Raw genomic sequence first — 13,233 nt, 5'->3', positions numbered from 1 at the left:
GGTCAAAAACCAGGATCCCAATCTACTTCAATACTTTGAGTAGTGAGATCGACTTTCTTGATAACCTGCCCATCGAGGAACGGAATCAACCGCTCCTTGATTCCGAATGCATCCTTCAGGTTTGCTTTTACAACCATCACATCGTTAGAACCGGTTTCCATCATATCGATGACTTTGCCCAGCTCGTAACCGGAAGTTGTCACTACCTGGCAACCAAAAAGGTCTTTCCAGTAATAGTCACCCTCTTCCAGTGGTGGAAGTTGCTTTGAATCGACGATAATTTCGCAATTAGTCAGAAGATTCGCGGCATCGCGATCATCAACGCCTTTGACTTTGATAATCAGATCCTGAGTGTGGCGTTTCCAGCCTTCCAGCTCGATAACTTGCCACTGACCACCCCGTTGGATAAACCACGGTTGGTATTCGAAGATGCTTTCGGCGTCTTCGGTGGATGAAAACACTCTGAGCCAACCGCGAATGCCGTACGTTGACCCCATTTTGCCGAGAACTATCGGCTCAGCGGGCGTCACTGGATTGAGTTGTTTGCTCATTGTTACCACCGCGACAGATTAAGCCGCTTTCTTAGCGTCTTTGATCAGCGCGTGAACGCGATCAGAAACGGTTGCACCCAGTTCTTGCCAGTGGGCAATACGATCCAGGTCCAGACGCAGTGCTTCAGCCTGGCCAGAAGCCAATGGGTTGAAGAAACCTACGCGCTCGATGAAACGACCATCACGAGCGTTGCGGCTGTCGGTCACTACTACTTGATAAAACGGACGCTTTTTTGCGCCGCCACGTGCTAAACGAATTGTTACCATAACATCCTCTTTAGTTAATAAAACAACCAGACCCCATCGGGGAACGGGGTCTGGTTGCAATATAAAAAGCCCGAAAATTTTACTCATTTTGGCGCAAAAAGCAATCGAAAGCGTAGATTAACCCCGACGCTATTTGCTTGAGTGAGGTAACTGGCTAAAAAGCTAGCCAGTTATGTTGATTAACGGCCTGGGAAACCCGGTGGCATCATACCCTTCATGCCACGCATCATTTTGGCCATGCCGCCTTTCTTCATCTTCTTCATCATGCGTTGCATGTCGTCGAATTGTTTGAGTAAGCGGTTTACGTCTTGAACCTGCATACCGGAACCCAGCGCGATACGGCGCTTACGGGAACCTTTGATAATTTCAGGCTTGGCGCGCTCTTTCAGCGTCATCGAGTTGATGATAGCTTCCATGCGAACCAGCACTTTATCGTCCATCTGCGACTTCACGTTGTCCGGCAGCTGACCCACGCCCGGCAGTTTGCTCATCATGTTGGCCATGCCGCCCATGTTGCGCATTTGCTTGAGTTGATCGAGGAAGTCGGTCAAATCAAAGCCATCGCCCTTCTTCAGCTTGCTCGCCAGCTTCTCAGCCTGTGCGCGGTCAACTTTGCTCTCAATATCTTCGATAAGCGACAGAACGTCGCCCATTCCCAGAATGCGGGAAGCCACGCGATCCGGGTGGAAAGGCTCGAGCGCGTCGGTTTTCTCACCCATACCGAGGAATTTAATCGGCTTGCCGGTGATGTGGCGAATAGACAGCGCGGCACCGCCACGGGCATCACCATCGACTTTCGTCAGGATCACGCCGGTTAATGGCAGAGCTTCGTTAAAGGCTTTGGCGGTGTTCGCCGCATCCTGACCGGTCATGGCGTCGACCACAAACAGGGTTTCAACCGGCTTAATAGCGGCGTGAACCTGTTTGATCTCTTCCATCATCGCTTCATCGACGTGTAAACGGCCGGCGGTATCGACAATCAGGACATCATAGAATTTGAGTTTAGCTTGCTGCAGCGCGCGGTTAACGATATCAACCGGCTTCTCTTGCGCATCAGACGCAAAGAAATCCACACCGACTTGTTCAGCCAGCGTTTCCAACTGCTTGATCGCCGCCGGACGGTAAACGTCGGCAGAGACAACCAGCACTTTTTTCTTTTTCTTCTCTTTAAGGAATTTCGCCAGTTTACCGACACTGGTGGTTTTACCCGCACCTTGCAGACCCGCCATCAGCACCACGGCCGGCGGCTGCGCGGCGAGGTTCAGCTCGGCGTTAGCCTCGCCCATGGCTGTTTCCAGCTCTTTCTGGACGATCTTGACGAATTCCTGCCCTGGCGTGAGGCTCTTGTTGACTTCATGGCCAACGGCGCTCTCTTTCACCCGGTTAATGAAGTCGCGCACCACTGGCAGAGCAACGTCCGCCTCAAGCAGCGCCATGCGAACTTCACGCAGCGTTTCTTTAATGTTCTCTTCGGTCAGCCGCCCACGGCCGCTGATATTGCGCAGTGTGCGCGACAATCGATCGCTTAAATTCTCAAACATCGTCTCTTGCTCAACGTAATGACAGGCCGCCTTAGCGACACAATTGCGGGATTATAACACGAAGCGTTGACGATCTCTGCTTTGGCGTCTCAGATAGGTTGGAGCGTGACGTGCGTAACGTTATACTGTCAGTCTCATTCATTTTTGATGCTAACGAACGCTATGTCAGTTTTTGCACTTGTCGCCATGTTGGCCTATCTGCTCAGCCTTGCCCTGATCGTTCCTAGTATTATCAGGAACAAAAGTGCATATCGGCGTTTAGCATTGATTTCGGTGATCGTCGCGCTGGTTTGCCACGCGGTGGCGCTCCAGCAACGCATCTTCGATGTCAGTACGGGTCAGAACCTAAGCTTGGTCAATATCGGCTCGGTCATCAGTCTGATCATCTGTACGGTAATGACCATCGTCGCTTCGCGCAACCGTGGCTGGTTTATTTTACCCATTGTTTACAGCTTTGCGCTGATCAATCTGGCCTTTGTGACCTTCCTGCCGGGCGAATTCATTACTCATTTGGAGGAGAGCAAAGGGCTGCTGGTGCATATCGGCCTGGCCCTATTCTCTTACGCCACTTTAATTATTGCGGCGCTCTATGCCCTGCAACTGGCGTGGCTGGACTATCAGCTGAAGAACAAGCGGCTGTCATTCACCGCGGATATGCCGCCGCTGATGACCATTGAGCGTAAGCTGTTCCACATCACCCAAGTTGGGGTGATTTTGCTGACCCTGACGTTATGCACCGGCCTGCTTTATATGGACAATTTGTTCAGCCGGGAAAATATCGACAAGGCGGTATTGTCGATTCTCGCATGGTTTGTCTATATCGTTTTGCTGTGGGGGCACTATCATGAAGGTTGGCGCGGTCGTCGCGTGGTGTGGTTTAGCATGGTAGGAGCAGTATTGCTGACGCTGGCCTATTTTGGCAGCCGCATGATTCAGCAGTTCATGACTCACTAATAAACATTGGCGGATTGATCGCCATCTATCTCATAAAGAAGGAATCTCCCGTTGGAGCACGTCTCGACAACTACCCTCATTATCACGCTGATCATTATGGTAGTGGTTTCGGCTTATTTTTCTGCCTCCGAGACCGGCATGATGACTCTCAACCGCTATCGGTTACGCCACCTTGCCAAGCAGGGCAATCGCGGTGCCCGCCGTGTGGAAAAACTTCTTAAGCGCCCGGACCAACTGATCAGCCTGGTGCTTATCGGCAACAACCTGGTCAATATCCTTGCTTCTGCACTGGCAACAATTGTGGGTATCCGCCTATATGGCGACGCCGGCGTGGCGATTGCGACCGGTATTCTGACCTTTGTGGTTCTGCTGTTTGCCGAAGTATTGCCGAAGACTTTTGCCGCGCTGAATCCTGAGCGTATCGCCTTCCCAAGCAGCCTGCTGCTGCGCCCGCTGCAAACCATTATGATGCCGCTGGTGTGGATCCTCAACAGCCTGTCACGCCTGCTGATGCGCATGTTTGGGGTAAAAACCAACGTGGGGATCAGTGACGCGGTGAGTAAAGAAGAGCTGCGCACCATCGTGAATGAGTCCCGCTCGCAAATTTCTCGTCGCAATCAGGACATGCTGCTTTCGGTGTTGGATCTGGAAAAAGTCACCGTGGACGACATCATGGTGCCGCGCAATGAGATAGTGGGTATCGACATCAATGACGACTGGAAGTCAATCATTCGCCAGCTGACGCACTCCCCGCACGGGCGCATCGTGCTGTATCGCAACTCTCTGGATGACGCCATTGGCATGCTGCGCCTGCGCGAAGCCTATCGTCTGATGACCGAGAAAAAAGAGTTCACCAAAGAGAACCTACTGCGCGCCGCAGATGAAATCTACTTCATTCCAGAAGGTACGCCGCTCAACATTCAGTTAGTGAAATTCCAGCGAAACAAGAAGAAAGTGGGCATCGTGGTCGACGAATATGGCGATATTCAGGGCCTGGTGACGGTGGAAGACATCCTTGAAGAGATTGTCGGCGACTTTACTACCTCGATGTCACCTACCCTCGCGGAAGAAGTCACGCCGCAGAGCGATGGCTCAGTCGTGATTGAAGGCAGTGCCAACGTGCGTGAATTGAATAAAGCCTTCAACTGGACATTGCCGGAAGATGGCCCGCGCACCATGAACGGCATGCTGCTTGAAGTGCTGGAAGAAATTCCGAAAGTGGGCGCTCACCTACGCATTGAGAATTACGAGGTGGAGATTCTGGCGGTGCAGGACAATATGATTAAACAAGTTCAGGTGCGACCGATGCAGTCACTGCAAACCTCGGTGAATCGGCACTAAATCGTTGAATCAGCTGCAAAAAAAAGACGCGAAATCGCGTCTTTTTTTTGTGCTCTGAAGTTCTACACCAAACTAGATGTGGAGTTCAGTCAGCTTCTCTTTCGGCAAAGCCAGATCATCGTTGTGGTTAACACCCACTTCACTGTCCACAATGTGCTGAGCAATTTCTTGCGCTTCTTTCAGAGAATGCATCTCGTAAGTCCCGCACTGATACTCGTTCAGCTCAGGGATTTTGCGCTGATCAGTGACTTTCAGCACATCTTTCATCGCGGCTTTCCATGAATCAGCAACCAACTGCTCACTCGGTACGCCAATCAGGCTCATATAGAACCCTGTGCGGCAGCCCATTGGTGAAATATCAATGATTTCAACACCGTTACCATTGAGATGGTTACGCATGAAGCCTGCGAACAGGTGTTCCAGTGTGTGGATACCACGCTCAGGCATCACTTCGATATTCGGACGGCAGAAGCGCAGGTCGAATACTGTAATGGTGTCTCCGTGTGGAGTTTTCATGGTTTTCGCGACGCGAACGGCAGGTGCTGCCATACGGGTATGGTCTACGGTAAAGCTATCCAACAGTGGCATATCGTCACCTCTCCTAAAGAAAAAAATGTTTTTTATCGAACTCAGGAAACCTTTTCCCATAATGCGGGTCTGAATATTTGAAAGACGCGCATTTGTTATCATCATCCCTGTAAACAGAGATGTTTGTTTGGCCACATTGATTGTGGCCTTTTCTTTTTTAGCCAGCCGCTAACGCAGCCAGATACTCTTCAAAGCTTAGTTTATCATTTGCCTCAAGGTCACGCTGTCTCTGCCAAGATGCAGCACATTCAGCCGCGAGCGCTTCAGGTGTTAGAATTTCTAAAGGTTCCTGCAGCAGCATTTGGCGATACTTATCCGCCCACTCCAGACCAAGACTGCTTTTTCCAGCGGCCTTAATCTCGCGCAGTATGCGCGCCGAGTAAGTCTGATCCGGGTCATCAAACCCTACCACCAATTCACTGCACACGTCCTGGTACTCTTGGTTGCCATTCTGGCTATCCAAAACTTCGGCCACGCGACGCAGGTCAGCAAACAGGGCCTTGCCTACTTCGGCGAGCGGTTTACGCTCATCGTGACAACCCATACCAATAGTTTGCCCCGGCTTGCGTCCTTCCAGAATGACGCGATTCCAGTTTTGACGAGTACAAAACAGCTCGTCACTGTCCATCTCTGGCGCATCGGCCAAAGCACACCATATCAAAAACAGATCGAGGAAACGCGCCTGAGAGGCGTCGATGCCGATCGGCGAGAATGGATTGACGTCCAGCGAACGCACCTCAATGTACTCAATCCCACTGCGCATCAGAGCATCTGAAGGCGTTTCCCCTGAGCGCGTAACGCGTTTTGGGCGAATCGGAGCATAAAGCTCGTTCTCAATCTGTAACACATTGGTATTGAGCTGCAGATATTTGCCATCCTTTTTCACGCCCATAGCGGCATATTCAGCCGATGGCGTACGAATGGCCTTTTTAACGCCTTGTACATAAGTCTCAAGATCGTTAAAGGTGATACCTAAATTGCTCTGGTTTTTATTGGTGTAGCCCAAATCGCTCAATCGCAGCGACGTGGCGTACGGCAAGTAGCACATCCCTGATTCGGTGTACTCGAACGGTAAATCCGTCTCACGTCCTTTGATGAACGAAGAACAGATAGCCGGTGAAGCACCAAACAGATAAGGGATCACCCAACCAAAGCGATAGTAGTTACGGATCAACTTAAAGTAAGCCGCAGAAATTTCGTTTTTACCGCTTTCCGCGTCAGCAATCCCTAAGCGCGCCTGCCAGAACTCAATCGGCAAAGAAAAATTATAGTGGATGCCAGAAATAATCTGCATCAAGGCACCATAACGATTCTTCAAACCTTCGCGATAGAGCGTTTTCAAGCGGCCGATGTTCGAGGAGCCATATTGCGCCAGCTCGATGTCCTGCTCCGCTTCCACGAAACAAGGCATACTGAATGGCCACATTCTCTCTTCACCCAGCTCACGAGCCACGTGGCGATGAATGTCGCGCAGGAAAGTCAGCAGGTGATCGATATCACCATCAACCGGAGTAATGAACTCCAGCAAAGATTCAGCGAAGTCAGTGGTGATCCAATCATGCTTCAGCGCAGAGCCTAAAGATTCCGGGTGTCCAGTGGTCGCCAGCGAGCCATCGGCATTGACGCGAAGTGTTTCGCGCTCAACGCCGCGGCGAATTCCTTTTACTGCGTGAGGATGGGCTTCCAACCAGGAAAGCGCCTGAGATACATCCGGGATCAAATTGACCTCCCGCTATTTGAAGACATTAATTTGCAAGCATACTGAATCTGCATAGATGTAACCATTATGATAAGCGATCTCAATCTAATTCCACCAAGAGAGCCCCTGTAACGTTATGGCAGTTAACACCACATAACGCACTGTTTTCCCTATCAACAGGAAAAACACCACGGGTCCCCAAGGCATACGCAACCAGCCAGCTAACACACATAAAACATCGCCCACCACCGGCAACCAACTGAGCAGCAGCGCGGCTGGGCCAAAACGGTTCAACCACCCCAGCGCAGTGTCTAAACCTCGCTGAGGTTTAAGTTTAGGCAGTAATCGGCCGATTATGATATTGGTAATACCCCCTAAGGTATTGCCAAAAGATGCAGCGAGCACTAATAAAAGTGGTGACGCACTGCCTGCTGTCAGCAGGCCAACTAACAAAATCTCTGAGTTCCCCGGCAACAGCGTTGCGCTGAGGAAGCTGCTACTGAATAACGAAATCAGTGCTAGCGTACTGCTCAAAGTTTGCGGACATCCACGACGGCCATGTTGGCGCGTTTCGCCGCCTCAATACCAAAATCTGCATCTTCGAACACCACACACTTCTCTGGCGGCACGCCAATCAATTGGGCACACAACAAGAAGGTGTCTGGGGCAGGCTTATGGTTCTGAACATCGTTAGCACCGACGATGGCATCAAAGCAGTGGCGCAGGCCAAGGTGGCGCAGGAGAGCGTCCGCCATGTCGTGCTCACTGCCGGTTCCTACCGCCATAGGGCGTCGGCCATGATAAGACTTCACCACCTCGATCAGAGGCAGAGGCTGGACGGTATCGAGCAACATCTCTCGCACTGCTACGGTTTTCTCGGCAGCTAAGTGATGTGGATCCATATCGACCTGATTGTCATCAATGATGAATTTCGCGATTCGCCACGTCGGAGAGCCATTCAGAGCAATCATCTGCTCGAAGTCATAACGCATGGCGTATTTCGACAATACCTGATGCCAAGCCTGACGGTGCGTAGGTTCTGTATCCAATATGGTTCCATCCATATCAAAGATCAAACCCTCGTAGAGATCGTACATCTTGTACTCCTGCTCGCGATAAAAACAGGAAACTACTTTAGCGCAAAGTCTATTGATTGTCGCTTTTTGTCAGGAAGGGTACACAATTGAAAAGCCGCAATATCAGTGGGGTAACGGCAGTAGGGAGGAAAGAGTCTAAAAAGCAAAAAACCCGCCGAAGCGGGTTTCTCTAATATGGTGCACCCAGGAAGATTACTCGGCTAGCGCCTCGCCCTGCGGGCCGTTACTGAAGCAACGTTATCTTCCTTCGTGCTCGCTGCCAGCATGCCTGCCATGGTAATACCGTGGTAATACCGTGGTTGCTGCGACTAGCGTGGAATATGGTGCACCCAGGAAGATTCGAACTTCCGACCGCTCGGTTCGTAGCCGAGTACTCTATCCAGCTGAGCTATGGGTGCATTGGGGTAGTGCTGAGTTTTTATCTGGGAAAATACAAAGAAAGAATGGTGCACCCAGGAAGATTACTCGGCTATCGCCTCGCCCTACGGGCCGTTGCTAAAGCAACGTTATCTTCCTTCGTGCAATCTGTCTGCTGAGTGCAATATATGATGTTCACAATCGCTTCAACACACACAAAATATGGTGCACCCAGGAAGATTCGAACTTCCGACCGCTCGGTTCGTAGCCGAGTACTCTATCCAGCTGAGCTATGGGTGCATTTTGATTCTTACTGCAGATTTTACCTGACCATTTTTCCGTACTACAGTGGCTTTCGCTTCTGCCCATCACGCTCATTTGATTGCAAATCAACATACGCTTTGGAAAGTATGGTGCACCCAGGAAGATTCGAACTTCCGACCGCTCGGTTCGTAGCCGAGTACTCTATCCAGCTGAGCTATGGGTGCATTTTAAATGGCGGTGAGGCGGGGATTCGAACCCCGGATGCAGCTTTTGACCGCATACTCCCTTAGCAGGGGAGCGCCTTCAGCCTCTCGGCCACCTCACCATACGCCTCTTTCGAGTTGTGCTGACTAACTTTGTTTAAGCTCATCGGCACTGCGTGGCGCACATATTACTTTCACGGGCTTATAAGTCAAACCCTTTTTTTCTAACATTCGTTCGTTTGAACAATTCACGCGCAACCTGCACAGTTTCAAGGCAAAAAGAGCCTCTTATTGGCAAAAACACCGGATATTTTCTAGAGATAACTGTTTACGGCGTCGCTGAAGCAAGGGAAAAAACAGAGAATAAAACAGGGGAAAACAGGAAGGGATAACGCTTAAACGCGAAATAAGAAGGTCAGCGCCTCGCCATCGGCGAGACGCCTGGTAAATCAGTAACTCGTTTGTTGAGACTTCTCAGCCTGAATGCGCTGATAAATCTCTTCACGATGCACAGAGACCTCTTTTGGCGCGTTAACACCAATACGCACCTGGTTACCTTTTACGCCTAACACGGTAACAGTTACCTCATCGCCAATCATGAGGGTTTCACCAACTCGGCGAGTCAAAATAAGCATTCTTTGCTCCTTGAAGAATTAAAAGAGTCGGGTCTCTCAGTTTCCCGGCCATTATCTATCAACCACGGGTAAAACGTAAGCCATGACCCCCACATAAAACTTAACTAGCCTGCGACCTCAGCCGTGCATATTTTAAGTTTAGCCGAAAACGAGGCGATTGTGGGTTTTCTAGCCTGGCCTACCCAACCTGCGATAGCGAAAACGCCATAGTGCACAATACATTATGGCGTTTCTTTGTGTAGTGATTTATTTCTTATTACAGCTTAGCTTCAAGCCAAGCTTCTACACTGGCAAGGGCTGCAGGAAGTGCCTGAACATCGCTACCACCTGCCTGAGCCATATCAGGACGGCCACCACCTTTACCCCCTACCTGCTGCGCTATAGAGGCAATCAACTCGCCTGCTTTAACGCGATCGGTCAGGTCTTTGGTGACACCAGCAATCAGGCTGACTTTATCGTCAGCGATGGTTGCCAGAACGATAATCACCGAGCCCAGCTGATTTTTCAGGTCATCAACCATGGTGCGAAGCATTTTCGGCTCGACATTATCCAGTTGGCTGACAAGGACTTTAACCCCTTTGACTTCTTTGGTCTGACTAGAAAGTGAAGCACTTTCCTGCGCAGCCTGTTGGCCTTTCACCTGCTGAAGTTCTTTCTCCAGCTGGCGCGAACGCTCGATCAAAGTACGAATCTTCTCTGAGACGCTGTTTACATCGCCCTTCACCAGATGCGCGACGTCTTGCAACAAATCACTCTGTTGGTGAAGTGATGCAATAGCGTTTTCGCCGGTGATGCCTTCGATACGACGGATACCTGCGGCAGTGCCCGATTCGCTTTGAATACGGAACAGGCCGATGTCGCCGGTACGGCTAGCATGGGTGCCGCCGCACAGCTCAGTGGAGAAGTCGCCCATAGAAAGTACGCGAACATTGTCCTCGTATTTCTCGCCGAACAGCGCCATTGCGCCCTGCTCTTTGGCATCATCCAGCGCCATGATTTTGGTTTCAACCGGCAAGTTGCGACGAATCTGCGCATTCACCAAGTCTTCAACCTGACGAATTTCTTCCGGTTTCATGGCTTCGAAGTGGGAGAAGTCAAAACGCAGGTAGTTATCGTTAACCAGCGAGCCTTTCTGCGCCACATGCTTGCCCAGCACCTGACGCAACGCGGCGTGCAGTAAGTGGGTCGCCGAGTGGTTCAGGCGAATGCGGTCGCGGCGAGCAGCGTCGATTTCAGCTTCAACGCTGTCACCCACGCTCAGTTTGCCTGCATTCAGCGAGCCTTGATGACCAATGGCTTTGCCATATTTCTGGGTGTCGGAAACGGTGAAGATGCCGGAGGCCGTTTTCAGCTCGCCCTTATCACCCACCTGACCGCCTGACTCGCCGTAGAATGGCGTGTCATCAAGGATAACGATAGCGTTAACCCCGGCCTGAATCTCTTCCACTGGCTGGCCATCAACAAACAGAGCAACCACTTTTGAATGACGCTCTGCATGCTCATAACCCGAGAACTGAGTCACGCCATCAACGCGTACCATGCTGTTGTAATCTGCGCTGAAGCCGCTAGATTCGCGCGCACGACGGCGCTGAACGTCCATCGCTTTCTCGAAGCCAGCTTCGTCAACTTTCAGATTTCTTTCGCGGCAAACGTCAGCGGTCAAGTCCAACGGGAAACCGAAGGTGTCATACAGACGGAAAGCGATTTCGCCATCCAGCGTGTCGCCTTTCAAAGAGGAAAGCTCTTCATCCAGCAGCGCCAAACCGCGCTCCAGAGTACGGGCAAACTGCTCTTCTTCGGTTTTCAGCAGTTGCTCAACCATCGCCTGCTGCTGCTTTAACTCTTCTGCTGCCGGGCCCATGACTTCAATCAGTGGCGCAACCAGCTTATAGAAGAAGGTGTCTTTCGCGCCCAGCATGTTGCCGTGACGGATAGCACGACGAATGATGCGGCGCAGCACGTAGCCGCGGTTTTCATTCGACGGGATAACACCATCGGAGATCAGGAATGCACAAGAACGGATGTGGTCAGCGATAACGCGCAGTGACTTGTTGTTCAGGTCAGTTGCACCAGTAACCTGCGCCACGGCAGCAATCAGTTTCTGGAACAGATCGATATCGTAGTTGGAGTTCACATGTTGCATGACAGCAGTGATACGCTCCAGGCCCATACCGGTATCAACCGACGGCTTAGGCAGCGGCAGCATGGTGCCGTCTGACTGACGGTTGAACTGCATGAAGACGATGTTCCAGATTTCGATATAACGGTCGCCGTCTTCTTCAGCGCTGCCCGGAGGGCCGCCCCAGATGTGGTCGCCGTGATCGTAGAAAATCTCAGTACATGGGCCGCAAGGACCGGTGTCGCCCATCTGCCAGAAGTTGTCAGAAGCGAACGCGCCGCCTTTATTGTCGCCGATGCGGATAATGCGCTCTTTAGGCACACCAACCTGCTTTTCCCAAATATCAAAAGCTTCGTCATCAGTTTCATACACTGTGACCCACAGCTTCTCTTTAGGCAGATTGAACCAGTTTTCGCCGGTCAATAATTCCCAGGCGTAGCTAATGGCATCATGCTTGAAATAGTCGCCGAAGCTGAAGTTGCCCAGCATTTCAAAGAAGGTGTGGTGGCGCGCGGTGTAACCGACGTTTTCCAGATCATTGTGCTTTCCGCCTGCGCGAACGCAGCGCTGGGAAGTCGTAGCGCGACTGTAGTCGCGCTTATCTAATCCGAGGAAAACATCCTTAAATTGGTTCATCCCTGCGTTAGTAAACAGCAGTGTCGGGTCGTTATTCGGGACAAGCGAACTGCTTGCAACAATGTTGTGTCCCTTACTGTGGAAGAAATCGAGAAACGCTTGACGGATCTCAGCGGTGCTCTTGCTCATAAATGTCCCGGAATCTGGCTTGAAGAAACGGTTCGTAAGCAAGAAAGCGCTGAATTCAGCGGCAGACTGTACGGCCCACGAACAAAAAGTGTGGATAAGATAAAATTTCTTCGCTGGGAAGTAAAATCCCGTATGCGGTCAATCATCAAAATCGCGATAAATAGACTGGATCTCTTCCTGAAAAAAGCCTCGGTAGAGCATATAACGCAGAACTTTTGATTTTTCTTTCCATTCGGTTGGCAAAGGTTCACCAAATTTCCGCACTGCGATATCGCGGGCTAAAGCGCACCAGTCTACGTCGCTCTCTTCGAAGGCTGTCGCAACAAGCTCTTTATCGACACCTTTTTGCTGCAATTCGGAACGAATACGCTGCGCGCCATAGCCTTTTCGGCTACGGCCTGAGATATAGCGATCGGCAAATTTAGCGTCATCCAGCCAGTTATGTTGGTAGCAGTAATCAATCACGGACTGCACGTGCTCGGGAGAAATCTCTTCTGGCGGCAAGCGCACGGCTTTTTGCTGAATTTCTTCTTCCTGCCACTCTTTAGAAAACGACAGGCTAGATTTTTGTGCTTTAGGTTTGGCGGGCTTTGAATAACTTGGCTTGCTGAAAGCAACGGGAGGGGTAAGAAGTTTTTTGCGCAGCTCCATTTCGCCATGGTCGCGCTGCGACAGTAAACGCATCGCACGGCTGATTAAGGCGTTAATTTTGGCTGCATCGCCCTCTTTGGGTGGCGAGCTAAACATAGAGGAACCTTCATCGCCCCCATGTTGATTCAGTAAATCGTCGAGATTGACCTTTTTATCATCGGACATAGTGGGTACCTCATATTGGCAAAATGCCAGCCTGAA

At 50.9% G+C, this 13,233-nt stretch carries 12 protein-coding genes and 4 tRNA genes; 2 read left to right on the top strand and 14 right to left on the bottom strand.

Annotated features, from left to right (window positions below):
- Positions 1 to 2 precede the first annotated feature (2 nt).
- The 3 genes from rimM to ffh all read right to left on the bottom strand — a co-directional run bounded on the left by rimM (position 3) and on the right by ffh (position 2,359).
- Complete coding sequence (gene rimM, locus V2154_RS03545) at positions 3 to 551, bottom strand: ribosome maturation factor RimM (protein ID WP_034787669.1); 549 nt, start codon at positions 549 to 551, stop codon at positions 3 to 5.
- Positions 552 to 569: 18 nt separating this feature from the next.
- Positions 570 to 818, bottom strand: a complete 249-nt coding sequence (rpsP, locus tag V2154_RS03540) for a 30S ribosomal protein S16 (RefSeq protein WP_034787667.1) — start codon at positions 816 to 818, stop codon at positions 570 to 572.
- Positions 819 to 997: 179 nt separating this feature from the next.
- Complete coding sequence (gene ffh / locus V2154_RS03535) at positions 998 to 2,359, bottom strand: signal recognition particle protein (protein WP_353501083.1); 1,362 nt, start codon at positions 2,357 to 2,359, stop codon at positions 998 to 1,000.
- Between the two features lie 162 nt (positions 2,360 to 2,521).
- Between ffh and V2154_RS03530 the strand changes: the two genes are divergently transcribed.
- Positions 2,522 to 3,313, top strand: a complete 792-nt coding sequence (locus tag V2154_RS03530; RefSeq protein WP_353501082.1) for a cytochrome C assembly family protein — start codon at positions 2,522 to 2,524, stop codon at positions 3,311 to 3,313.
- A 51-nt stretch (positions 3,314 to 3,364) separates the two neighbouring features.
- Positions 3,365 to 4,654: an HlyC/CorC family transporter gene (locus V2154_RS03525; protein WP_353501081.1), complete on the top strand. Its 1,290-nt coding sequence runs from the start codon at positions 3,365 to 3,367 to the stop codon at positions 4,652 to 4,654.
- Between the two features lie 72 nt (positions 4,655 to 4,726).
- On the opposite strand, the gene luxS is transcribed toward V2154_RS03525, so the two are convergent.
- The 11 genes from luxS to recX all read right to left on the bottom strand — a co-directional run bounded on the left by luxS (position 4,727) and on the right by recX (position 13,089).
- On the bottom strand, positions 4,727 to 5,242 hold the full coding sequence (luxS, locus tag V2154_RS03520; RefSeq protein ID WP_353501080.1) for an S-ribosylhomocysteine lyase: 516 nt from the start codon (positions 5,240 to 5,242) through the stop codon (positions 4,727 to 4,729).
- Positions 5,243 to 5,399: 157 nt separating this feature from the next.
- A complete protein-coding gene (gshA, locus tag V2154_RS03515; RefSeq protein ID WP_353501079.1) occupies positions 5,400 to 6,962 on the bottom strand; it encodes a glutamate--cysteine ligase in 1,563 nt (520 codons plus the stop codon).
- An 84-nt stretch (positions 6,963 to 7,046) separates the two neighbouring features.
- A complete protein-coding gene (locus tag V2154_RS03510) occupies positions 7,047 to 7,475 on the bottom strand; it encodes a YqaA family protein (RefSeq protein WP_353501078.1) in 429 nt (142 codons plus the stop codon).
- A complete protein-coding gene (gene yqaB, locus V2154_RS03505; RefSeq protein WP_185688492.1) occupies positions 7,472 to 8,038 on the bottom strand; it encodes a fructose-1-phosphate/6-phosphogluconate phosphatase in 567 nt (188 codons plus the stop codon). Before yqaB ends, V2154_RS03510 begins: the two co-directional genes overlap by 4 nt.
- Before the next feature lie 321 nt (positions 8,039 to 8,359).
- A tRNA-Arg gene (locus V2154_RS03500) sits at positions 8,360 to 8,436 on the bottom strand.
- A gap of 182 nt (positions 8,437 to 8,618) precedes the next feature.
- Positions 8,619 to 8,695: transfer RNA gene (locus tag V2154_RS03495), tRNA-Arg, on the bottom strand.
- A gap of 111 nt (positions 8,696 to 8,806) precedes the next feature.
- Positions 8,807 to 8,883 (bottom strand) — tRNA-Arg (locus V2154_RS03490).
- Between the two features lie 8 nt (positions 8,884 to 8,891).
- Positions 8,892 to 8,984, bottom strand: a tRNA-Ser gene (locus V2154_RS03485).
- 327 nt (positions 8,985 to 9,311) lie between these two features.
- The gene (gene csrA, locus V2154_RS03480; RefSeq protein WP_013574027.1) at positions 9,312 to 9,497 is read right to left on the bottom strand and encodes a carbon storage regulator CsrA; all 186 of its coding nucleotides are present in this window, start codon (positions 9,495 to 9,497) and stop codon (positions 9,312 to 9,314) included.
- Positions 9,498 to 9,753: 256 nt separating this feature from the next.
- The gene (gene alaS, locus V2154_RS03475) at positions 9,754 to 12,381 is read right to left on the bottom strand and encodes an alanine--tRNA ligase (RefSeq protein WP_353501077.1); all 2,628 of its coding nucleotides are present in this window, start codon (positions 12,379 to 12,381) and stop codon (positions 9,754 to 9,756) included.
- 138 nt (positions 12,382 to 12,519) lie between these two features.
- Positions 12,520 to 13,089 carry a recombination regulator RecX gene (recX, locus tag V2154_RS03470; RefSeq protein ID WP_353503906.1) on the bottom strand — a complete coding sequence of 190 codons (570 nt, stop codon included), beginning with the start codon at positions 13,087 to 13,089 and terminating at the stop codon, positions 12,520 to 12,522.
- Between the last annotated feature and the right edge of the window lie 144 nt (positions 13,090 to 13,233).

It is taken from the genome of Ewingella sp. CoE-038-23 (assembly GCF_040419245.1).
Taxonomy (GTDB): domain Bacteria; phylum Pseudomonadota; class Gammaproteobacteria; order Enterobacterales; family Enterobacteriaceae; genus Ewingella; species Ewingella allii.
The sequence above is the reverse complement of the archived record's forward strand: the minus strand, read 5'-3'. Positions and strand labels throughout refer to the sequence as shown.

What these genes read in the sequence shown, in the direction of transcription:
- alaS (WP_353501077.1), bottom strand. Translation starts at nt 12,381, where the DNA reads ATGAGCAAGAGCACCGCTGAGATCCGTCAAGCGTTTCTCGATTTCTTC.
- luxS (WP_353501080.1), bottom strand. Translation starts at nt 5,242, where the DNA reads ATGCCACTGTTGGATAGCTTTACCGTAGACCATACCCGTATGGCAGCA.
- rpsP (WP_034787667.1), bottom strand. Translation starts at nt 818, where the DNA reads ATGGTAACAATTCGTTTAGCACGTGGCGGCGCAAAAAAGCGTCCGTTT.
- V2154_RS03530 (WP_353501082.1), top strand. Translation starts at nt 2,522, where the DNA reads ATGTCAGTTTTTGCACTTGTCGCCATGTTGGCCTATCTGCTCAGCCTT.
- ffh (WP_353501083.1), bottom strand. Translation starts at nt 2,359, where the DNA reads ATGTTTGAGAATTTAAGCGATCGATTGTCGCGCACACTGCGCAATATC.
- csrA (WP_013574027.1), bottom strand. Translation starts at nt 9,497, where the DNA reads ATGCTTATTTTGACTCGCCGAGTTGGTGAAACCCTCATGATTGGCGAT.
- rimM (WP_034787669.1), bottom strand. Translation starts at nt 551, where the DNA reads ATGAGCAAACAACTCAATCCAGTGACGCCCGCTGAGCCGATAGTTCTC.
- yqaB (WP_185688492.1), bottom strand. Translation starts at nt 8,038, where the DNA reads ATGTACGATCTCTACGAGGGTTTGATCTTTGATATGGATGGAACCATA.